Origin of the sequence: Pseudomonas sp. SWRI50 (genome assembly GCF_014269095.1) — a bacterium.
Classification (GTDB): Bacteria; Pseudomonadota; Gammaproteobacteria; order Pseudomonadales; family Pseudomonadaceae; genus Aquipseudomonas; species Aquipseudomonas kermanshahensis.
The window spans coordinates 236,614-258,603 of sequence record NZ_JABWRW010000001.1 but is presented as its reverse complement, the minus strand read 5'-3'; the positions used below and the strand labels follow the sequence as shown (position 1 = coordinate 258,603).

Here is a 21,990-nt window from a genome sequence, read left to right as displayed (position 1 = left end):
TGGAGCACGACCAGACTGTTAGGGACCTACTTAATGACCACGAGCAGCACCTATGCCGAAGCGCCTGCCGCGCCGGTCAACTCCCCCGCACGGGTGGCCACTGCCAGCTTCATCGGCACGGCCATCGAGTTCTACGACTTCTATGTTTACGCCACGGCCGCCGCGCTAGTGATCGGCCCGGTGTTCTTCCCGTCCGGGTCGGGCACCGCGCAGATGCTCGCGGCCTTCCTCACCTTCGGCATCGCCTTCCTCGCTCGCCCGCTGGGCTCGGCGCTGTTCGGCCATTTTGGCGACCGCATCGGCCGTAAATCGACCCTGGTGGCGTCGCTGCTGCTGATGGGTGTTTCCACCACCGCCATCGGCGTGCTGCCAGGCTACGACAGCATTGGCGTCTGGGCGCCGATCATTCTTTGCCTGCTGCGCTTCGGCCAAGGCCTGGGCCTGGGTGGCGAATGGGGCGGCGCAGCGCTGCTGGCCACCGAGAACGCGCCACCGGGCAAGCGCGCCTGGTTCGGCATGTTCCCGCAATTGGGGCCTTCGATCGGCTTCCTGGCTGCCAACGGCCTGTTCCTGACCCTGGCCCTGGTGCTGAGTGACGAGCAGTTCCGTGAATGGGGCTGGCGCATTCCGTTCCTGCTCAGCGCCGCACTGGTACTGGTGGGCCTTTATGTACGCCTCAAGCTCGAAGAGAGCCCGGTGTTTGCCAAGGCCATTGCCCGCCATGAGCGCGTGAAGATGCCGGTGGTCGACCTGTTCTCCAAATACTGGGTACCGACCCTACTGGGCGCTGCGGCGATGGTGGTGTGCTATGCGCTGTTCTATATCTCGACGGTGTTCTCGCTCAGCTACGGCGTGAGTACCCTGGGCTACAGCCGTGAGACGTTCCTCGGCCTGCTGTGCTTCGCGGTGGTGTTCATGGCGCTGGCCACGCCCCTGTCGGCTTGGCTCAGCGACCGCTACGGGCGCAAACCGGTGCTGATCGTCGGCGGCCTGCTGGCCGTGGCATCGGGCTTTACCATGGAGCCGCTGCTGACCTCGGGGTCGACCACCGGCGTGGCGCTGTTCCTGGCCATCGAGCTGTTCCTGATGGGCGTGACCTTTGCGCCGATGGGGGCGTTGCTGCCCGAGCTGTTCCCTACCCATGTGCGCTACACCGGCGCGTCGGCCGCGTACAACCTGGGTGGCATCGTGGGGGCTTCGGCGGCGCCGTTCTTTGCTCAGAAACTGGTGAGCATGGGCGGGTTGAGCTGGGTGGGCGGGTATGTGTCGGTGGCGGCGGTGATCAGCTTGATTGCGGTGCTGTGCCTGAAAGAGACCCGACATACCGAACTGTAAGTGATCGGGGCTGCTTTGCAGCCCATTCGCGGGGCAAGCCCGCTCCCACAGAAATATCGCAATGCCTGAGGCCAACGATAATCCTGTGGGAGCGGGCTTGCCCCGCGAATGGGCCGCGGCGCGGCCCCTGCTGAATCAGAACTCGACCTTGACTGCCTGCGAAGCGCGAGTCGCCTTGGCTCGCGCCGCTTCGATCGACTCATCACGTGCCAGGCATACGCCCATGCGACGGGTACCGTTGATTTCCGGCTTGCCGAACAGGCGAATGGCCGTGTCCGGCTCGCTCAGCGCAGCGCCAAGGTTGGCGAAGCTGGTCTGTTGCGATTGGCCTTCTGGCAAGATCACCGCCGACGCCGATGGCCCAAACTGACGCACCACCGGAATCGGCAGGCCCAGAATGGCGCGTGCATGCAGGGCGAACTGCGACAGGTCCTGGGAGATCAACGTCACCAGGCCCGTGTCGTGCGGGCGCGGCGACACTTCGCTGAACCACACCTGGTCGCCTTTGACGAACAACTCCACGCCGAACAGGCCACGGCCGCCCAAGGCATCGGTGACTGCCTGAGCCACGCGCTGCGATTCTGCCAGGGCTTTCGGGCTCATGGCCTGGGGCTGCCACGATTCTTGATAATCGCCTTTCTCCTGGCGATGGCCGACAGGCTCCAGGAAGGTGGTGCCGCCGACGTGACGCACGGTCAGCAGGGTGATTTCGTAATCGAAATCGATGAAGCCTTCGATGATCACCCGGCCCTTGCCGGCGCGGCCGCCTTCCTGGGCGTAGTCCCAGGACTTCTGCAGGTCGGCATCGCTGCGCAGCAGGCTCTGGCCTTTGCCCGACGAGCTCATCACTGGCTTGACCACGCACGGGTAGCCGACATCGGCCACGGCCTTGGCATAGTCTTCGTAGGTGTCGGCGAAGTGGTACGGCGAGGTCGGCAGGTCCAGCTCTTCGGCGGCCAGGCGACGGATGCCTTCGCGGTTCATGGTCAGCTGGGTGGCGCGGGCGGTGGGCACCACGGTGAAGCCTTCGTTTTCCAGCTCGACCAGGGTCGCGGTGGCAATGGCTTCGATTTCGGGGACGATGTAATGCGGCTTCTCGGCTTCGATCACTGCGCGCAGGGCGACGCCATCGAGCATGTTGACCACATGGCTGCGGTGCGCCACCTGCATGGCCGGTGCATTGGCGTAGCGGTCTACGGCAATCACTTCGACGCCCAGGCGCTGCAGCTCGATCACCACTTCCTTGCCCAGCTCACCGCAGCCGCAGAGCAGTACTCGGGTCGCGGTGGGCGACAATGGGGTTCCGATACGGGTCATTTCAGGTCCTCGAAGGCGTCCGGGGCTGCGCCAGGCTGAGCGCCGCCCGCTGAAAAAGGACCCGTATTCTACACCATCAACCGACCGCGGCAGCCCGCCGGGCGCGAAATGCCATGGCCAGCCACACGGCAGTGACACCGGCGAACTTCGAGGCCATTGCCGTGCCGATCACGGCCGGCGTCAGGGCGCCGATCATGCCGAAGAAAATGAAGGTATCGACCGGGATGCTCAGCGCCGAGCTCAGCCACAGGCGGTCGCGCAGCGGCCGACGGGTGATGCTGAACACCAGCCAGTCGATCAGCTCTGAGATGAAGAAGGCGGTGGCGCTGGCCAGCGCGATGGCCGGTTCCGAGGTGACATACGACAGAACAAGGGCCACCAGCATGGCGACCAAGGCGCCATGCCCGAAACGGGTCTGGACCATGTCGCGCAGGATGAACACCAGGCCGCCCCAGGCAGACCAGATGATGTCCAGGTGCGGGGCACTGGAAAAGGCGTAGTTGATCAGCACTACGCTGCTGATATAGGCAATGAGATAGAACATGAGCAGTAACCGTCAGACAAGCCGCACAGGTTACTTGATTTTGGGGTCAGCGGCAGCCGCGCCTACAAAATCATCCCGGCAGCCACTGCCCGCTCATGGCAAAGCTTCAGCACGGCGCGGCGCTCAGTGTTATCCATGCGCCCCCAGCGCCCGATCTCGGCCACCGTACGTTGGCACCCCGTGCAGATGTCCTGCTCGTCCAGCGCGCAGATGCTCACACACGGCGACGCCACCGGGCGCTCTGCCTTGACCGCTTCACTCATCATCCACCACCAAGTCACGGGCATAGCGCTGGGCGTTGTGCACATAGTGCGCGGCGCCGGCCTCGATCAAGCGCATCTGCTGCTCGCTGAGCTCGCGCACCACCTTGCCCGGCGACCCCATCACCAGCGACCCGTCGGGAATTTCCTTGCCCTCGGGGATAAGCGCATTGGCGCCGATGATGCAGTGTTTACCAATCCGCGCCCCATTGAGGATCACGGCATTGATGCCGATCAGGCTGTAGTCGCCAACCGTGCAACCATGCAGCATGGCGTTATGCCCCACCGTCACCCCCTTGCCCAGGGTCAGGGGCGAACCCATGTCGGTGTGCATCACCGTGCCGTCTTGGACATTGCTGTCTTCGCCGATGTCGATCAGCTCATTGTCACCCCGCAATACAGCGCCAAACCAGACACTGGCACGGGCCTGCAGGCGCACGTTGCCGATCACGGTGGCGTTGGGCGCGATCCAACTGGTCGGATGGCTGTCGACCCGCAGGTCGCCCAGGCGATATTTCATGCTCGCTCCTCAGGATAAACGGCGGCGGTTTGCGGCAAACGGCAGGGTGGGCCCCGCTCAGATCTCGATGTAACGTTCCGGGGGTTGATGCAAGCTGATACCCGCGTCATACAGCAGGTTGACCAGCTCGACGATCATGATCGCCGACAACCCCCAGATCTTGTATTCGCCGTAACGGTAGCTGGGCACATACCAACTGCGGCCCTGGTAATCGATACGGTGGGTGTGGTCCCGCGGGTCCTGGCGGAAGAACTCCAGCGGCACGGTGAATACTGCCGCGATCTCCGCATCATTGGCGCGGTATTCGACGTAATCGGGGATAAGCCCGACGAATGGCGTCACTTTCAGGCCATGCAGCGAGATCAGCGGGCTCAGCGGACCGATCACTTCCACCAACCCAGGGGGCAGGCCGATTTCTTCTTCGGCCTCGCGCAGAGCGGTAAACACCAGGTCCGGGTCTTCGGGGTCGCGGCGGCCACCGGGGAAGGCGACTTCGCCACCATGGGTCGACAGCCCCTTGGCGCGCAGGGTCAAAACCAGTTCGGGCGCTTCGCTGCGGGTAATGGGCAAGAGTACCGCCGCTTCGGGAAACCGTCGGTCAGTTTCCAGTGATGCAGGTTCATGGTTGCTCATTCGGCGAAGAAGCTCGTCCAGCATTGCGCACTCTCGTATCCAAGGCCTGTCTTGCATGATGCACCAAAGCCGCGAAGCACCCAAGCCCCGTGCGCTTGCGGCGGCCCCGTCGGCGCGCCAAGATAGCCCAGTCAAAAGGGAAGAACAGCATGAAATTCTGCAGCGCATGCGGCCAACCGGTCGTTCAGCGGATCCCCGAGGGCGACAGCCGCCTGCGGTACGTCTGCGAGTATTGCCAGACCGTTCACTACCAGAACCCCAACATCGTCGCGGGTGTGCTGCCCACCTGGGGTAGCCAGGTGCTGCTGTGCCGGCGCGCCATCGAGCCACGCCGCGGCTACTGGACCCTGCCCGCCGGGTTCATGGAAAACGGCGAAACCCTCGACCAGGCCGCCCGTCGCGAAACCGTCGAGGAGGCCTGCGCCCAGGTAGGGCCCATGGCCCTGTACCAGTTGTTCGACCTGCCGCACATCAACCAGGTACACGTGTTCTTCCGCGCGGAACTGGCCGACCTAAGCTTTGATGTGGGCATCGAGAGCCTGGAGGTGCGATTGTTCGAACAACATGAGATACCGTGGGACGAGCTGGCTTTCCGCACCGTCACACGCACACTAGAATGCTACTATCGCGACCGCATCGGGCAGCACTACCCCATAGGCCATGAGTACCTGCCGCCGATGAACGTCTCGCCCACTACTTAAGCCTGCAGGTGCTGCTTCATGCGCTGGTTGTTTGCCCTTTTCTGCCTTTGCGTTACCTCGGTGTCCCAGGCTGCCTTCACCGAGACCATCATTCGCAAGCCGCAGCCACCGGTGCCTGCGCAGTCGCAATCGCAGGCCGCCATGCAGCCGCTCATCGACAAGGTGCTGGTGATCAAGTCCGAGCGCCGCCTGCAACTGATCAGCCGTGGTGAGCCGCTGAAGACCTACCGCATTTCCCTGGGCAAGCAGCCCAAGGGCGCCAAGGAACGCGAAGGCGACAAGAAGACCCCCGAGGGCCTCTACTGGTTGGACTGGCGCAAACAGAGCGACCGTTTCAACCTGGCCATGCATATCAACTACCCGAACATCAGCGACGCCGCCCGCGCCACCCGCGAAGGCGTAAGCGCCGGCAGCATGATCATGATCCATGGCACGCCGATCAACGACGAATACCCGGAGTGGTACTTCCATACCCTGGACTGGACGGACGGTTGCATTGCCATGCGTAACCGCGACATGCAGGAAGTCTGGGAACTGGTCAAGGACGGGACATTGATCGAGATCCGCCCCTGACAGGGCGCTTGTAGCGACTTGTAATCAATGCTTGGAACTCGGTGTCAAGCTGTATGTGCTACGATCGGCATACCCAGAGGGACTCACTGTGAACAAGCAATTGCAATCAAAAGCACGCCTCCCAATTGCCGGCAGGAAAGGCGTCATCGCCTTGCACAGCAAGAGTGGCATGGTCACGGCTTATCGCAATGCGGGTGCAGTAGTTGAGGAGCATGCGACAAAAAGCCTGAGCGTCCGCGTATTGAGCTCAGGCACTTCGCGCGGGCGTACCAGCCGTGCACCACACTTGTCCGACATGGAAAAAGAACTGGCCGAACTCAAAAAGGTGGTTGCTGCCCTGGCTGTTCGCTCTGTAATCGAAGATGAGGTTTTGAACTTCGATCAGGAAGGCATGACTGTTCTGGACGCCGACATCGCTGATCAGTTGCTCGATAACCCTCCAGAGCCCAATGAAGCGCTTCGCAACTTACTTGCCTTGCGCTAAGGCCTTGCGATGGAATTCATCACCGTAGCGTTTGATAAGACGATTGATCGAACTTCGTTCGACTGCTCTACCCACCCCGCTCTGAATACCTACATAGCCCAGCAAGCCGGCCAGGACGAAAAGCGCAATGTCTCGCGCACCTTCATGTACCTGGAGGACGGAATGCTGCTTGGCTACTACACCCTTGCGAATACTTCAGTAGCGCTCGATGAGCTGAGCGAAGAACAGGCGAGAAAGATGCCTCGGTACCCCATGCCGGCAGCCATGCTGAGTCGCCTGGCTGTTGATCAGCGCATGCAGCGAAAGGGGCTTGGACAGCGGCTGATGGCCGACTTTTTCCGTCGTATCTACACGGTTTCAATGCACTCGGGGGTGGCCTTCATCGTTGTGGACGCAAAAGATGAGCAGGCAGCCAAGTACTATCAGGAGCTGATGTTCATCCCCTCGAAACACAACCCACTCCGCCTGCTGCTGTCGACTGCGACAATCATTCAAGGCCTGCGACCCCAAGAGCAGCTTAAAAACTAACGCTCGCTGCACGGGACTGGCTCAATGGCTGCACTTCCATGCTTCCTACATACCCCTCATCGTGTAGGAGCTTTCGCACCTTCAACCGCGAACCCGCCTGACATCCGCTTAGGCGGCGTACTGCATCCAAGCGAATCACTTAATTCTTAGCATCCACGCAGACGAATACGAAATCCGTACGTCATCTGCGGGGTGCTTCAATGCCGTACCGAATACGCATCATTGCCAGCAGCCTGCTTGCCTGCTGGCTGGCCAGCCCCCTGGCCTGGGCCGCCGACCTGGCCAGCCAGCAGTTGCGCGACCAGCAGCAAACGTTACGCCAGCTGGAACAGCAACAACGGCTCGAACGCTGGCAGCGTGCCCCCGCCTCGCCAGGCGATGACGAAAACCAGGCCATACAGGCGGTCGACAGCCACTGCTGGGCGGTGACCGGTGTTCGTCTGGCAGGCCATCGGCAGGTGCCGGGCACGGCACTGGAAGCGACCGTGCTGCCCTTCATGCAGCCTTGCATGGGCATCGTCGACATCAACCTGCTGCTCAAGGCCATCACCCAGCGCTACGTGCAGGCGGGCTACCCCACCAGCCGCCCTTACCTGAGCCAGCCGCCCGAGGATGGGGCGCCACTGGACATCCTCATCAGCGAAGGCTTCGTCGAGTCGATCGAACTTGGGACCGACCTGCCGCTTTCCTTGCGTGGCGCTTTTCCTGACGTGCTGGGGCAGCCGCTGTACCTGCCAGCGCTGGAGCAAGGGCTCGACCAACTCAACCGCCTGCGTGCCTATGAACTGAGTGTCGACTTGCTGCCCGGCGCCCTACAGGGCGGCACCCGAATAGTGGTTCAGCCCCACAAGACCGCCTCGCGCTGGCACCTGGACAGCCGCCTGGACAACCGGGGCAGCGAACTGACCGGCCGCCATCGCCTGAACCTCGGCATTGGCCTGGACAGCCCGCTTGGCCTGAACGACGACCTGCGCCTGTCGTTGGCCAGGACCGTCATCGATGCGCCGGGGCGAAGCAACGGTGTCACGGCGTACTACAGCATTCCTTACGGCCCGTGGACCTTCGCCGCCAGCGTCAGCCAATTGAGCTACCGCGCGCCCATCCCCCAGGGGCGCCAGACGAGCAGTGGCAACAGCCGCTTTCTAGGGCTCAGCGCCGAGCGGGTGCTATGGCGCAACCAGCAGGGCATGCTCAGCGCAAGCGCCCGGCTGGACCGCAAGCAGCTCACCAACCGCACCGGCGGCAAGGCCGTGAGCCTGCAGAGCCCCACACTGACCACGGTGGAAGCGGGCATCAACCTGCTGTGGCTCGAAGGCGGCCTGTGGCACGGCTACCTCGGGTTCGCCCAAGGGGTGGGCTGGTTTGGCGCGGACGCTTCAGCCCCCAGTGCGCTGGGCCCGCGCCCAGACTTTCACAAGTACCGCGGCACGCTGCTGCACCTGCGCCAAGGCCCGGCGCAGCGGCCCTGGCGCTGGCAGAGCGAACTGGGCCTGCAGTACAGCCGCGACCGGCTGCCGGCCGTCGAACAACTGCTGGCCAGCGATGATTCGGCTGTGCGCGGGTTTCGCCTGCGCACTTACTCCGGCTCCAGCAGTGCCGTCTGGCGTAACACCTTCAGTTATCCGCTGACGCCGGCCTGGGCCGGACCGCTGCAGCTGCGGCCCTATGCCGGCCTCGATCAGGGCTGGACACGGCTGGCTCGCGACAGCCCCGTTCAACGCCTGGCAGGCGCGGCAGCCGGCATCGAATTGAGCTTGCCCGACAGCCGCGTGCGCCTCGACTACCAGCGCGCCTTGTACACCAGTGACCTGCCCCGCGCGCTTCTGGAGCCGGGCTTCTGGGTGCTGGAGTGGAACCTGAGCATCTGATTCACCCCACAAAAAAAGAGAACGAGACCATGCAAACGCGCTCGCAGTTGACGTCTACCCGCCCGGATACCTTGCGTTGGGCCATCTTCCTCGCCCTGCTCGGCTCCAGCAGCGTGCTGGCCCAGGGCGGCCTTGAAGCCGCTACCGGCCCAGGTGGCACCCCGGTCATCAACAATGGCCATGGTGTGCCAGTCATCGACATTGTCGCCCCCAACGCCGGCGGCCTGTCACACAACCAGTACCTCGACTACAACGTCGGCAACCCCGGCGTGGTGCTGAACAACGCCACCCAGGCCGGCCAATCGCAACTGGCCGGTGCCCTGGCCGCCAACCCGCAGTTCCAGGGCCAGGCGGCTTCGACCATTCTCAATGAAGTGATCAGCCGCAACGCCTCGCTGATCGAGGGGCCGCAGGAAATCTTTGGCCGCCCCGCCGATTACATCCTGGCCAACCCCAATGGCATCACCCTCAACGGGGGCAGCTTCATCAACACCACGCGCGCGGGCTTCGTGGTCGGCACCCCAGAATTCGAAGACCAGCAACTCAAGTACCTCGACACCCTCAATGCCAGCGGCGCCCTGCAGGTACTGCCCGGTGGCCAAAGCAACAGCACCGGCGCGCTTGACCTGATCGCGCCGCAGGTAGACAGCAAAGGGCTGCTGATGGCCGGCGGTGAACTGAACGTCACGGTGGGCCGCAACCGCATCGACCAGGCCAGCGGCCAGGTGGTCGAGCACTTGCCCGGCACAGCGGCCAGTATCGATGCCAGCCTGTTCGGGGCCATGCGCGCCGGGCGCATCCGCGTGGTGAGCACCGCCGAAGGCGCGGGCGTGCGCATGGGGCCCGTTCAGGCACATGCCACCGACGGTATCGACATCCAGTCAGCCGGTGGCCTGCACATCAGCGGCAAGGCCGACACCCGCGCCGAACTTCACAGCGAACGGGGCGCCCTTGCCCTCAGCGCCGCCGACGACCTGACCCTGCGCGCCGTCGATGGCCAGGCACAACAGGTGGTGGTCACGGCCGGCCAGAAGCTCACCCTGGACGCCGACAGCCTGGAAAACACCCAGCACGATCGCGAAAACTGGAACAAGAAGTTCCTCTTCATCACCCGCGAAACCTACGACCGCGAGCGCACCACCCGCGACCGTCAACAGCAGGGCACGCAGTTGCGCGGCCATGACAACGTTCGGCTGCAATCGGGTGCCGATATGCGCCTGTTGGCCGCCGACGTAAGTACAGGGGGTGAGTTGAACGTCAACAGTGCCGGCAACCTGGACATCGTGGCGGGCATCGACAGCAAACACATCACCGAACAGGTGCGCCACCGCAAGGACCTGTGGCGCGGCGACAGCGATACCGAGCAAACCCGCGAAACAGCCCGGGGCAGCACGTTGAATGCCGGGCGCCTGACCCTCACGGCAGCCGACGCCCTCAAGGTTGAAGGCAGCACGCTGCATGCGAACAGCGACATGCAATTCAAAGCCCGGCACATCGAGGTCGGGACCACGGCCTTGCAGGAAAGCGGCACACAACGCAATTACCGCGGCGACCTGGTCTCCGGCACCTTCTTTGGTGACCGCAAAGGCAATGACACCCAAGCGCAGGTCGTGGCTGGCAGCAGTGTGACGACGGACGGCAAGCTGAACATGACGGCCGACCAGGTCACCATCAAAGGCAGCAAGGTGCATGGCAAGGAAGACTCGGTGCTCTACAGCGAAAACGGCCTGCTGGCGATCGAAGCCGACCGCGGTAGCAGCACCTCGACCGATCACCAGAGCGACAGCAAACTGTTCGGCCTGATCGGCAGCGACCGCAAGCACACCACACGCAAGGACCAGGTACTGGTCAGCGACGTCTCGTCCAGCAGCAACCTGCGCCTGGCCAGCGCCGACGAACTGCGTATCCACGGGGCAAAGGTCGAAGCAGGCAAACACTTGCAGGTAGAAGCCAAAGGCGATCTGGTGATCGACAGCGCGCAGTCGCGCAACGAAACCGACACCCGGCACCAGCAGCGTGGCCTCAGCGTCGGCGCCAAGCAGACTGAAGAGGCGCAGGATGGCAAACCGGACTCGCGCCAGTACGAGGCCAACCTGGGCTATCAGGTCGCTACCACGACCGGTACGACACAGGAATCATCACAAGTCTCCAGCGAACTCAAGGGCGCCTCGGTAGGCCTGCAAAGCGATGCCCATTTGCAGGTCAATGGTTCCAAAGTCCAGGCCAGCGCCGGTGACCTGAACGTGACCGCCAAGCACATCGCCCTGGGTGCAACCCGCAATGAGCGCGAGTCCATCAGCAAAAACAGCCAGAGCGGAGGCAGCGTTAAAGTGACGGGGGGTATCGACCGTTTGGGCAGCGCCTTCGCAGGCCATCACAACACCCAGACTCAGCTCGAACGTGACAGCACGGTACAAGGCAGCGAATTGAAGGCCAGCGCCGGGGTGAAGCTGGAGGCCGAGCATTTGCTCACCGAAGCCGCACGCGTCGATGCCGGCCAGCAACTGAAGGTCACCGCCAAGCACATCGAGAACCGTGCCGTGCAGGACACCCATGAGCGTGAAAGCGTCACAGACAATTGGGCCGGCAGCCTCGGTGCCAGCGTGGAATACCGTGACCTCACCCGCCCCATCGAACGCCTGGTACTCGGTGAGGAGGCCGCGCGCTTTCAGCAAGCCTCGCCCGAAGACGCGATGGCGGCCCCGAGCGTCGGCGCCGACATGACCGTGGACCATCTCAAACGCCTGGAGAACCAGCGCCGCAGCTTGGCCCAGGTGAGTGAGCTGACCGGTGCAGCGGTCGAGGTCAAGGCCGGTGTCATTGATGACCAGGGCACCGCGTGGAACGCCAACGCCGGGAAATTGCTGATCGACGCCTCGCAGCACACCCTGCGGGCAGCCGAGAACACGCAGGTAGATACCGTGCAGCGCATGGCCTATGGCGGCGATGCCCGCGTGGACACCAGCAGCGGCAACGACCTCAATGTTCGCGCCGCCGGCAAGGGCGGCTCGCTGGGCAAACAGGACACCGCCAGTACCGCCGTGGCCGGAAGCCTCTATGGGCAACAGGGCATCCAGGTACAGCTGGGCAGCGATGGCCTGTACGAAGGCACGCGCATCGACGGTGGCGAAGGCAACGTGGCCATGCGCAGTGGGGGCTCTTTGACGTTGTCCCAAGCCAATGACCGTAATACCCAAGCAGCAGGCCAGCTTGACGGCAACGCCTGGGCCAAGGTCGGCAATCGCCCCGGCAGCACTGGCGTCGACGCCCGCGGCTACCTTGATCACCGCCAGCAAGACAGCGCGCAGACCAAGGCCCAGGTTGCGCAGATCGATGCCAAGGGCGATGTTCACCTGAGCAGTGATGGCGACCTGAAGCTGGAGGGGACGCGTATCGGCAGCCGTGACGCCAAGGTCGGGGATACCCTGCTGGAAAGTGGTGGCCGCTTGCAGGTCACCGCAGGCAGCGATACCCAACAGGCCAAGGGCGGCAACCTGGGCGGCGGCCTGGAGCTTGCGGTCAAGACCGGCGCAACGAAAGGGGGCGGCATCGGCGGGCACTTCAACCACGGCAAGCAGAACGAGGATGCCAGCCAGGCTGTCGATGCCCGCTTCGACAGCGCCGGCACACTGACGCTGAGCAGCCGTGCCCGCGAGGACATCGCCTTGCACTTGCAAGGGCTGCACGCCTCAGCCGAACAGATCGTGCTCAACGCCGCCGGGGGCGGCATGCGGGTGGAAGCATCCAGCAACCGGGAGCAACGCGACAACCTCGACATCACCGCGGGGGCCGGTTTCAACATGGCCAAGGGGGATACCGATACCCGTGGTCTGCATGGCCGCGCACAGGTCGCCCTGGACAAACGTGACAACCAGACCTGGAACGCCAGCCAGCTGCGCGCTGAGGGTATCCAGTTGCACAGCCGTGGCGACACACGCATCGAAGGTGCCAGCCTGGAGGCAGGGCGTATAACCGGTGAGGTCGGCGGCGATCTGCGCATTGCCAGCCGCAAGGACAACGTCGATAGCCTGACCGTGAAAGCTGACGCACGCCTGAGCCAGGAAAAGAACCCGCAAGGCTACACCAACGCCGCCACCGCGCTGGCAGGGCCGCTGGGTAGCAAGGTCGGCGAAAAGGCCGGCCCAGCCTTGAGCAAGGCCGAACCTGGTTTCTCACCGACCTTGCGCCTGGACCTGTCCCATCAACAGCGCGACACCGTGGCCAAGCAGACCACGCTCAAGGGCAGCGAAGGCATCGCGCTGAAGGTCGCGGGGGATGCTCGCTTGGTCGGCGCGCGGTTGCAGTCGGCCAAGGGTGATGTCGAGCTGAGCGCCAATGCGATTACCCAAGAGACCCTGAGTGGCAGCGACTACCGCCGCGATGTGTCGATTGACGTGTCCAACTCGCCGGTGGACCTGGGCACAGCAGTGGCTGAGTTCACCAAGGGCAAGGGCGCGGCTGACGGCGAGAATGCGCTTGATCTTGGGGTATTGCGTACCAGCGGGCATAACCGCAGCGAGCAATGGGTGTCGAGTACCCAGGGCAAGGCGGACTGACCCCTCGTCTAACGCGCCCCGGTAGGAGCAGCCTTGTGCTGCGAAGAGGCCAGTGGCAGCAGCCAAGATTTAGTGTGTTGTCACCGGCCTCTTCGCAGCACAAGGCTGCTCCTACAGGGGAGCGCTTGGCCGAAGACTCGGGGGATTACCAACGGACCCGCCGCTGCCCTGCCGTTGCCTCTGGCCCCAGCCACTGCGCGCCGCGCAGCAGTGGGGTCAGGGCAGCATCGGGTTGCAGCGCGATGGCGATCTGGGCCTGTCGCCCCCGCACATCGGCATCCACGTCGAGCTGATGCTGCCCTGCCTGCAGCAACTGCCCTAACAGGTGCCAACCCCTGCGGCACTGTACCTCGAGCCAGCCCTGCCCCAACCCCAGCGACCAGGGCTCACTCAGCGCCAAGTCCGTAACCGTGAGGCGCCCATCGCTGGCCAGGCATTGCCGCCACGCACCCAGTACACGCACCGAACCCTGCCACTGCCCGGCCAGGCGATACGCCGCCGGTACCGTCACCTGTGCCGCTGCCGGGCGCACTTCCCCCTCCCAGCGCCAGGGCCAACCGCGGACCTGCACGTGCCACGCCTGCCCCTGAAACCCCAGCGCGCCCTGCCCTTGCAAACGCCAAGGCTGTAAGGACCATTGCAACGGCCCGAACGGGCCGATCTGCAGCGCCTGCCCCTGCCACAGGCTGCCGCTCACACCCGCGGCCGTTACCCCGAAGCCACGCACCAGCCAGCTGGCGGGCAACTGCACCAGTAAGGTCAGGCTGAACACCAGCAGCAACCACGCCACTGCGCCCCGGCTCATGGCCGAAGTACCAGGTCGAAGCGCATGCCCTGGGTGTCTTGCTCCAGCCCCCACTGCAAGGGCTGCGCGCCTTCGGCCTGCAGCGCACGTACCCAACCCAGCAAGGCCTGCTCATCGCCCACCTGACCGCGCAGGTGCCAGGCCTCGCCCTGCGTGACCACCTCCAGTAATTCGACCTGCCGCGCCTGAGCCGACTGGCGCAGACGCTCCAGGTTCAGCGTCGCACCGCCCTGCAAACCTACTGCCATTTGTGCCAGCGCCTGCCATTGGCCCAGCGCGCGCCATTGCGCCACGCCTTCACGTAGCAGCAGCACGCTCGACAGCAGCGCGATGAGGCACACGGCCAGCGGCAAACGGTGACGCTGCATCCACGCCGTGCTCATGCCGCCACCTCCAAGTCGAACACCACGGTTGGCGACGACTCGCCGCCACTCACCTGCACCTGAGCGCCCACCGCACTGGCCATCTCGCGCCAAGGAGGTGTGGCGCCCTCGCCCTCCAGCCGCACATGCCAGCGCTGGCCATCAAAGCGCACCGCTTGCAGGCGCCAGCCGGGATGCTCACTCAGCCAGGCGTGCAAGCGCCCTTGTAGATCGTCGAGCTGACGCAGGCGCCCTTGCTGCTGCAAGCCGGCCTCACGCAGGCGCTTGAGCGCCTGAGCAGCCTGCCTGGGGCCCGCCTGCTCACCCGTCACGGCAATCACCTGGGCTTGCCAGAGCTGGGCCTGGCGCCATTGCTGGGCCGCCCACACGCCGCCCCAGGTGCACGCCAACAGCAGGCAGGCAGCCATGAGCTGGCACTGCTGCCGCGTCGGCCCCGCCAACGTGCGACGCCGCCGCTGCTCGAACAGGCCAGGCAAGCTGTCCAGCGCTGCCAATGCTGTAGGCCACTGGCCTTCCAGAGGTAGCCTGCGTAATTGCGGCCAGGGTTCGACCAGCACCTCGCCCATGGCTTCAGGCCAGGCCAGCCAATGCTCGCCAGCGTCTTCGCTCAGCCCCTTAAGCAGGCTGACCCCGTCTTGCTTGCGCCACCACCAGGCGACCCCCGCCTCGGGTGCCGGCAGCAACTGGAATTCGGCCCAGCAGCGCTCGGCCGTCAGCCCCCAGTCGGCGCATTGCCCGCGCCAATCGTCCAGGCGCTCGCGCGCCACCACCAGTAACCGAACTTGCCCGGCCTCACGCCCCATATACCCGCACACCACCTCATCCGCGCTTTGCAGCAAGCGGTCTTCAAGCAGCAATGGCCATTCTTCACGCTTGAGCCCTGGCGGTGCGGGCAACTGGAAATGGCTGCAGTGCTCGGCCGGCACGATCAACGCCACCCGTGCCTGCAGGTTCGCCGGCGGTTCGCCCTGCCCCTGGCGTAGCGCGACACCGCCCTCGACCAGTAACCAGTCCCAAGGGCTGCCAGGACGCACCAACAGCCAAGCTCGAGCGGGTGAGCGTCGACGCCAGTCAAGGTTCATGAGCGCCCCCAGGGAAGGACGAAGGTGCAGGCATACGGTGCTCCATCACGTTGCAATTCCAGGCGCACGCCACGGCCGGGGTGCGCGGGTTGGTCGGAAGGCCAGGGCAGCCAGCGGCCACCCTGGTGGTAAAGGATGTTCATCGCGCTCACCCGCTCTAGCTGTTCACGCAGCACCCAGCGCGGCGCCGAGGCGGCATACAGGTCCGCCGAGGTTTCCAGCAGCAGGCGTTGCTCACGCGCCTCGAAGCGCAGACGCTGGCGCTGCAGACGCGACCCGCCTTCGGCTTCGGGCAGGCCTGTCGCCGCCACCCACAACAGTTGGCCGCTCGCCGCTTGCCAGTCGAACCAACGGCTGGGCAAGGGCAATCGCTGGTCATACACCCGGCGCAGGGCCGGGCTGTCGAAGCGCCGCTCCAGGGCCAGGCAGAAATCCAGCACCGACGCCTCCTGGTTGCTCACCTGCAACCGCTCACGCACCTTCAGCCAGCCACTGACCAACGCTGCCAGCATGACGCCGAGCAGCGCGGTGAGGGCCAGGGCCACCATCAGTTCGATCAAGGTCAGGCCTGCCTGCTGCCGCTTCATGGGCGCTCCAGAAACACACTGTATTGGCCAAGCGGCAGCCGCTGGTCGCGGTCGCCGAACAGCAGCAGTTCACCCCTGCGCAGGTCACGCACGCCGGTGCGGCGCAGTTTCAGTTGCCAATGGCACACCTGGCCACCCTGGCTCAGTTGCCCATCCACCTGATTGCGGGCCGGCCAGTACTGCTCGACGGTGAAACGGGCTTGCAGTTCGCGTGCGCAGAGCAGGCCAAGGCGGTGCTGTTGCAAGTTGTCCTGCACCGCCAAGCGCTGGCGCAGGACCTGGCTGGTGATGACCGCCAACACGGCGGCAATCGCCAGGGCCACGGTCACTTCCAGCAGGGTGAAACCACGCTGTTGGCGCTTCATGGCAGCGCCGCCGTCTGCAGGCGGCCGTCTCGGCTCCAGGCCCATTGCTGGCTGCCCTCGGCCCAGCGCCAGCGCACCGAACCCGGCTGCGCCCAACCTTGCGGGGTGAACAGCAGGCGCGGCTGCGGGCTGGCTGGCCAGTCGGGCTGCAAGCCCTTGGGCCACTCGCCCAGGCTGGCCGGTTCGACGACCCAGCCGTCGCGTTCACGCCGCACGAACTCCGGGCGCTGGCCGGTCCAGCGCAGCCCACGTAACTGGCCGGCATGCCGAGCTTCGGCGGCCTGCACGTGCACCTGTGCAGCCAGCCGCTGCAAGGCCTGATCGACGCTGGCCTTGCCGCTGTCGAGCGACGCCACGGCGAGCCCGGTCATCAGGCCGGCGATGGCCAGTACCACCAGCAGTTCGATCAGGCTGAAGCCTTGTTGATGGGCTTTTGGGGGCGCTTTGCGCCCCTTTCGCGACACAAGGCCGCTCCTACACGCACAGCGCCGGCCTGTAGGAGCGGCCTTGTGTCGCGAAAGGGCTGCAAAGCAGCCCCATGCGGCATTGGATTCATCGCACATCGGTTACAGCGCCCAGTTACCCAGGTCGGCATCCTGACCTTCGCCGCCCGGCACACCATCGGCGCCCAGCGAATAAACATCCACCCGGCCATGCTCACCGGGCATGCGGTACTGGTAAGGAGTACCCCACGGATCTTCCGGCAAGCGGCGCACATAACCATCGCTGCGCCACGAACGCGGCAGCGGCTCCTGGGCCGGTTTTTTCACCAGCGCGGCCAGGCCTTGTTCATTGCTCGGGAACCGCAGGTTATCCAGCCGATACATGTCCAGTGCCTGTTCGAGGGTGGCAAGGTCGGCCATCACCTTCTGCCGCATGGCTTTGTCTTGGTTGCCCAGCACGCTGGGGGCGACCACGGCGATCAGCAGGCCGATGATGAAGATCACCACCATGATCTCCATGAGGGTGAAACCACGCTGACGGTTACGACGATGCTGCATGGAAATACTCCTTGTGTTCACAGTTGCAGGCCCTGGTTGAGTTGCATGATCGGCAGCAGCACCGCCAGCACGATGAACAGCACCACGGCGCCCATCACCAGGATCATCAGGGGTTCGAAAAGCGCCATGGCGGTGTCCACTTGGCGGGCGAAGCCGCGCTCCTGGTCGTCGGCGACGCGTTCGAGCATGTCAGCCAACGTGCCGCTGGCTTCGCCGCTGCCGACCATGTTCACCAGCAACGGCGGAAACTGTTGGCAGGCATCCAGCGCACGGTGCAGGCTGGTGCCGCCCTGCACCTGCTGGCGCACCTGTTCCATGGCCTGGCGAATGCGCCGGTTGGCGACCGTCTCGGTGGCCACCTGCAACGCTTCGAGCAGGGCTACGCCACTGCCGCTGAGAATCGCCAGGCTGCGCGCCAGGCGTGCGCTTTCCAGCACCTGCAGCAGGCTGCCGATACGTGGCAGGCGCAACAGCCACGCGTCACGGCGCAGGCACCAATGCGGCTTGCGCAGCAGCCAGTTGGCGAGCAGCGCCCCTGCCAGCGCCAACCCCAGTAGCCACGGCCCGGCGTGCACCAGCCCTTGGCTCAGGCCGATCAGCACGGCGGTAATCAACGGCAGGCTCTGCCCGGCGTGGGCGAACTGTTCGGTGAGCTTGGGCACTACGAACGTCATCAGGCCGACCACCACCGCCAGCGACACGCCCATCAGCACACACGGGTAGATCAAGGCAGTACGCGCTTTGTGCTGTTGCCGTTGCACCTGCTCCAGGTGATCGGCCAGGCGCGTGAGCACCTGGGCCAGCCGCCCAGAGCGCTCACCGGCCTCGACCAGCGCACAGTACAGGCCACTGAACGGCGCCCCCTGGCGGGCCAGGCTACGCGCCAGCCCCAGGCCCTCGGCGAGCGAGCCGCGCAAGGCGACCAGCACGCTGTGCAAGGCCGGCTGGCGCAATTGCCGTTCGAGTGTGGCCAAGGCATCGACCAAGGGTATGCCCGCGCCAGTCAACGTCGCCAACTGGCGGGTCAACTCGCACAACTGTGCACGGCTCAAGCGCTGGCGGCGGGGTTGCCGGGTACCTGCCTCCTGGCGTTGCAATTGGCGAGCGAACAGGCCCTGCTCACGCAACAGTTGCCGTGCATGGCGCTCGCTGTCGGCCTGCAGGCTGGCCTTGTGGGCCTTGCCGGCCAGGTCGACGGCTTGATAGCGATAAGTCGGCATGGCTCAGCCCTGCACCGCGCGCAGCACTTCGGCCAGGCTGGTTTCGCCCCGCGCCAGGCAATCACTGGCCATGGCCACCAGGCTGCGCCGACGATCGGCCAAGTAGTCCTGCATGGCTTGCTCACTGGCGCCGTCGTACAGCAGCGCGATCAGGCCGGCGTCCAGTTCGATGAATTCGTAGAGGCCCAGGCGCCCGACATAACCGCTGCCCTGGCACAGCTCACACCCCACTGCGTGGTAACTGCTGCCCAATGCACACAGCTCAGGCCACAGGTCACGCTCGGCCGCTTGTAGCGGCTGCGCCACCGCGCACTGGCACAGCCGCCGCACCAGGCGCTGCGCCAACACACCGCGCAGGCACGAGGCGATCAGGAACGGTTCGATGCCCATGTCGCGCAAACGGGTCACCGCGCCCACCGCACTGTTGGTGTGCAGGGTCGACAGCACCAAGTGGCCGGTGAGGCTGGCCTGCACGGCTATCTGCGCGGTTTCCTGGTCGCGGATCTCACCCAGCATGATCACATCCGGGTCCTGGCGCAGGATGGCCCGCAGGCCCGTGGCGAATGTCAGCCCGGCGCGGGGGTTGATCGCGGTCTGGCCGATGCCGGCGATGGCGTACTCCACCGGGTCTTCGACGGTGAGGATGTTGCGGCTGCCATCGTTGAGGCTGTTGAGGCTGGCGTACAGCGTGGTGGTCTTGCCCGAGCCGGTCGGGCCGGTGGACAGCACGATGCCATTGGGCCGCGCCAGGCAGCTGCGCAGGCCATCGAGCACCGCTGCCGGCATGCCCAGGTTGGCCAGCGCCAGCAGGCTGGCCTGCTTGTCGAGCACACGCATCACCACGCGCTCGCCATGGATGCCGGGCAAGGTCGACACCCGCACATCGACCTCACGCCCCGCCGCACGCAAGGTGATGCGGCCGTCCTGGGGCTGGCGTTTCTCGGCGATGTCCAGCCGCGCCATGACTTTGATCCGCGACACCAGCATCGCCGACAGCGCCCGCGGCGGGCGCAGCACCTCGCGCAGGTGGCCGTCGACCCGCAGGCGCACCACCAGGCTCTGCTCGAAGGTCTCGATATGAATGTCCGAGGCTCGCAGGCGCAAGGCCTGGCCGAACAGGCCGTTGATCAGGCGGATGACCGGCGCCTCGTCATCGCTTTCGAGCAAGTCTTCGATGCGCGGCATCTCGCTCATCAGGCTGTCGAGGTCTACCTGGTCGCCAATGCCTTCGATCAGCGCTTCGGTGGCCGCATCGCCGCCCTGATAAAGCTGGCCCAACTGCTCGTCGAATGCCGCAGGCTCCAGGTAGGCCAGCGCACTGGGCTGGCCATGCACGCGCAGCAGCTCCTGCAGCTGGCCGCTGTCGGCGTCGCGGCGCAGCCACAATTGCCAGCCGCTGTCGGTAGGGGTCATGGCCAAGCCAGTCTGGCGTGCCAGGCGATAGGGCAGTATCACCAGTCGCCCCCTTCCAGGCGCGCTCGGCTGGCGGGGAACACCTGCAGCAGTGGCGTACCACCTTCTGCGCCCGCAAGGTTTGGCAACTGGAGCGGGGTGGTCTGTTGCAAGGTGCGGTACTTGCTCTCGCTGAGCCCGGCCAGGCTCGGCCCGTCGCGCAGGATGCGCGGGCGGATGAAAACCATCAGGTTCTGCTTGGTGTTCTTGCTGGCGTCGGAGCGGAACAGCCGGCCCAGGTAAGGGATGTCCCCGAGCAGCGGCACCCGCTGGTTGCTGGTGCTCAACTCGTCGCTGATCAGCCCACCCAGAATCACCAGGCCGTTGTCTTCGACCATGACCTTGGTCTTGATCTCGCGCTTGTTGGTGATCACATCGCTGGCGGCGCTGGAATCGGCAATCGACGAGACCTCCTGGACGATGTCCAGGCGCACGCTGTTGTCGACGTTGATCTGCGGCTTGATCCGCAGCTTGACCCCGACTTCCTTGCGCTCGATGGTTTGGTAAGGGTTGGCGTTGTTCTGTGTCACGGAGCCGGTGACAAAGGGCACTTCCTGACCGACCAGGATCGACGCCTCGGCATTGTCCAGGGTCAGCAGGGTCGGGGTGGAGAGCAGGTTGAAACCGCTCTTGCCCTTGAGCGCATTGACCAGCATGGCGAAGTTGAAACCGCCCCCAAAATGGCCGATGCCCGCCGTGGCACCCGTGGTGGCCGACAGCAGTTTGCCCAGTGCCTCATTGTCTTCGCTGGCCGCAGCCCCCGCAATGTTGGCGATGTTCACCCCATTGCTGCCAAAGTTGACGATACCGGCACCGAACTTCTCGTCAGCGAACAACCACTGCACGCCCAGCTCTTGCGCACTGCTGTCGGAGACCTCGGCGATGATCGCCTCGACCACCACTTGGGCGCGGCGGATATCCAGTTGCTCGACGATGGCGCGGTAGGCGGCCAGTTCGCTGTCGGGGCCGACCATGACCACGGCATTGGTGCCCTCTTCGTACTCCAGGCGGATGCCCGAACTACTGGCAGCGGCCGTCACCGGCGGCTCTTTGCTCTCCCCTTCGCCTGTGCTTTGCGCCGGTGCCATGCCTTCCTGGCTGAGCCCGCGCAATACCTTCACCACTTCACTGGCATTGGCGTGGCGCAGGTACATGACTTGGGTGCTGGCGCTGCCCACTGCTTCGCTGGGGCGGTCAAGCTGGCGCAGCAGGCTGGCGATGCGTTCGAGGTTGCTGCGCCAGTCGGTAACCACCAACTGGTGCGCGGCCGGGTACGGGGTGATCACCCCTACCCGTGGGTCGACCAGGGGTTTGAGGATGCCAACCACTTGCTCGGTGGCCGCGTTGCGTAAATCGAATACCCGCGTGGCCACGCTGTCGCTGCCCGCGCCCTGCTGCCCGGCAGGCTCCACCGGCACCGGCTCCAGGCGCGCCGCCTGGTCGGGGACGATCTTCACGCTGCCATTGGGCAGGTCAACGGTGGCGTAACCCTGGGCGCGCAGCTGCGCCAGGAAGATGTCATAGATGGCATCGGCGTCGTGCAGGTCGACGGTGCGCACGGTGACCTTGCCCTTCACCCGAGGGTCGACGATGAACGTGGTGCCGGTGATGCGCGACACGCTGTCGATGAACTCGCCCAGTTCGGTGTCGACGAAGTTCACTTCGTACATCGGCGTGCCGTTGTCATCGAACACCGGCTCCTCGGCGCTGGCCTGGGGTAAGGCCACGGCCAAGGCCAGGCTCAGCGCAGCCGCCACGCAGTATTTAACAGGCATC

General features: G+C 64.9%; 22 protein-coding genes. 7 read left to right on the top strand and 15 right to left on the bottom strand.

The window, feature by feature from the left end; translation table 11 throughout:
- Positions 1-33: 33 nt before the first annotated feature.
- Complete coding sequence (locus HU750_RS01220) at positions 34-1,335, top strand: MFS transporter (RefSeq protein WP_099428458.1); 1,302 nt, start codon at positions 34-36, stop codon at positions 1,333-1,335.
- Between the two features lie 135 nt (positions 1,336-1,470).
- On the opposite strand, the gene purT is transcribed toward HU750_RS01220, so the two are convergent.
- The 5 genes from purT to HU750_RS01195 all read right to left on the bottom strand — a co-directional run bounded on the left by purT (position 1,471) and on the right by HU750_RS01195 (position 4,633).
- Positions 1,471-2,652: a formate-dependent phosphoribosylglycinamide formyltransferase gene (purT, locus tag HU750_RS01215; RefSeq protein ID WP_027595716.1), complete on the bottom strand. Its 1,182-nt coding sequence runs from the start codon at positions 2,650-2,652 to the stop codon at positions 1,471-1,473.
- A gap of 76 nt (positions 2,653-2,728) precedes the next feature.
- The gene (locus HU750_RS01210; RefSeq protein WP_027595715.1) at positions 2,729-3,196 is read right to left on the bottom strand and encodes a 7-cyano-7-deazaguanine/7-aminomethyl-7-deazaguanine transporter; all 468 of its coding nucleotides are present in this window, start codon (positions 3,194-3,196) and stop codon (positions 2,729-2,731) included.
- A gap of 62 nt (positions 3,197-3,258) precedes the next feature.
- On the bottom strand, positions 3,259-3,462 hold the full coding sequence (locus HU750_RS01205) for a DUF1289 domain-containing protein (RefSeq protein ID WP_186676208.1): 204 nt from the start codon (positions 3,460-3,462) through the stop codon (positions 3,259-3,261).
- Positions 3,452-3,976 (bottom strand): gamma carbonic anhydrase family protein, encoded by a 525-nt coding sequence (locus HU750_RS01200; RefSeq protein WP_085272711.1) that lies wholly within the window; start codon positions 3,974-3,976, stop codon positions 3,452-3,454. The genes HU750_RS01205 and HU750_RS01200 overlap by 11 nt, the downstream gene beginning before the upstream one ends.
- Positions 3,977-4,033: 57 nt before the next feature.
- Positions 4,034-4,633, bottom strand: coding sequence for a CoA pyrophosphatase (locus HU750_RS01195; RefSeq protein WP_027595712.1), 600 nt, complete (start codon positions 4,631-4,633; stop codon positions 4,034-4,036).
- 125 nt (positions 4,634-4,758) lie between these two features.
- Between HU750_RS01195 and HU750_RS01190 the strand changes: the two genes are divergently transcribed.
- From HU750_RS01190 to HU750_RS01165, 6 genes are all read left to right on the top strand, one after another.
- Complete coding sequence (locus HU750_RS01190) at positions 4,759-5,310, top strand: NUDIX hydrolase (protein WP_027595711.1); 552 nt, start codon at positions 4,759-4,761, stop codon at positions 5,308-5,310.
- 18 nt (positions 5,311-5,328) lie between these two features.
- Positions 5,329-5,883, top strand: coding sequence for a L,D-transpeptidase family protein (locus HU750_RS01185; RefSeq protein WP_027595710.1), 555 nt, complete (start codon positions 5,329-5,331; stop codon positions 5,881-5,883).
- Between the two features lie 88 nt (positions 5,884-5,971).
- Complete coding sequence (locus HU750_RS01180; protein ID WP_186675827.1) at positions 5,972-6,367, top strand: hypothetical protein; 396 nt, start codon at positions 5,972-5,974, stop codon at positions 6,365-6,367.
- Between the two features lie 9 nt (positions 6,368-6,376).
- Complete coding sequence (locus HU750_RS01175) at positions 6,377-6,895, top strand: GNAT family N-acetyltransferase (protein WP_186675824.1); 519 nt, start codon at positions 6,377-6,379, stop codon at positions 6,893-6,895.
- Positions 6,896-7,095: 200 nt separating this feature from the next.
- Positions 7,096-8,763 carry a ShlB/FhaC/HecB family hemolysin secretion/activation protein gene (locus HU750_RS01170; RefSeq protein ID WP_186675821.1) on the top strand — a complete coding sequence of 556 codons (1,668 nt, stop codon included), beginning with the start codon at positions 7,096-7,098 and terminating at the stop codon, positions 8,761-8,763.
- Between the two features lie 29 nt (positions 8,764-8,792).
- Positions 8,793-13,319, top strand: a complete 4,527-nt coding sequence (locus tag HU750_RS01165; RefSeq protein ID WP_186675818.1) for a hemagglutinin repeat-containing protein — start codon at positions 8,793-8,795, stop codon at positions 13,317-13,319.
- A gap of 145 nt (positions 13,320-13,464) precedes the next feature.
- Here the strand turns inward: HU750_RS01165 and gspN are convergent, their stop codons facing one another.
- The 10 genes from gspN to gspD all read right to left on the bottom strand — a co-directional run bounded on the left by gspN (position 13,465) and on the right by gspD (position 21,989).
- Complete coding sequence (gene gspN, locus HU750_RS01160; protein ID WP_186675814.1) at positions 13,465-14,124, bottom strand: type II secretion system protein N; 660 nt, start codon at positions 14,122-14,124, stop codon at positions 13,465-13,467.
- On the bottom strand, positions 14,121-14,507 hold the full coding sequence (gspM, locus tag HU750_RS01155) for a type II secretion system protein GspM (RefSeq protein ID WP_186675809.1): 387 nt from the start codon (positions 14,505-14,507) through the stop codon (positions 14,121-14,123). Before gspM ends, gspN begins: the two co-directional genes overlap by 4 nt.
- Positions 14,504-15,589, bottom strand: a complete 1,086-nt coding sequence (gspL, locus tag HU750_RS01150) for a type II secretion system protein GspL (protein WP_186675807.1) — start codon at positions 15,587-15,589, stop codon at positions 14,504-14,506. Before gspL ends, gspM begins: the two co-directional genes overlap by 4 nt.
- Entirely contained in the window at positions 15,586-16,176 is a 591-nt protein-coding gene (locus HU750_RS01145; RefSeq protein ID WP_186675806.1) for a PulJ/GspJ family protein, read from the bottom strand. Before HU750_RS01145 ends, gspL begins: the two co-directional genes overlap by 4 nt.
- Positions 16,173-16,541: a type II secretion system protein GspI gene (locus tag HU750_RS01140; RefSeq protein ID WP_186675805.1), complete on the bottom strand. Its 369-nt coding sequence runs from the start codon at positions 16,539-16,541 to the stop codon at positions 16,173-16,175. The genes HU750_RS01145 and HU750_RS01140 overlap by 4 nt, the downstream gene beginning before the upstream one ends.
- Positions 16,538-17,005 (bottom strand): type II secretion system minor pseudopilin GspH, encoded by a 468-nt coding sequence (gene gspH, locus HU750_RS01135; protein WP_338109059.1) that lies wholly within the window; start codon positions 17,003-17,005, stop codon positions 16,538-16,540. Before gspH ends, HU750_RS01140 begins: the two co-directional genes overlap by 4 nt.
- 102 nt (positions 17,006-17,107) lie before the next feature.
- Positions 17,108-17,542: a type II secretion system major pseudopilin GspG gene (gene gspG / locus HU750_RS01130; protein WP_027595700.1), complete on the bottom strand. Its 435-nt coding sequence runs from the start codon at positions 17,540-17,542 to the stop codon at positions 17,108-17,110.
- Positions 17,543-17,559: 17 nt separating this feature from the next.
- On the bottom strand, positions 17,560-18,762 hold the full coding sequence (gspF, locus tag HU750_RS01125; RefSeq protein ID WP_186675790.1) for a type II secretion system inner membrane protein GspF: 1,203 nt from the start codon (positions 18,760-18,762) through the stop codon (positions 17,560-17,562).
- Between the two features lie 3 nt (positions 18,763-18,765).
- Entirely contained in the window at positions 18,766-20,214 is a 1,449-nt protein-coding gene (locus HU750_RS01120) for a GspE/PulE family protein (protein ID WP_186676205.1), read from the bottom strand.
- Complete coding sequence (gene gspD, locus HU750_RS01115; protein WP_186675788.1) at positions 20,214-21,989, bottom strand: type II secretion system secretin GspD; 1,776 nt, start codon at positions 21,987-21,989, stop codon at positions 20,214-20,216. Before gspD ends, HU750_RS01120 begins: the two co-directional genes overlap by 1 nt.
- Position 21,990 lies beyond the last annotated feature (1 nt).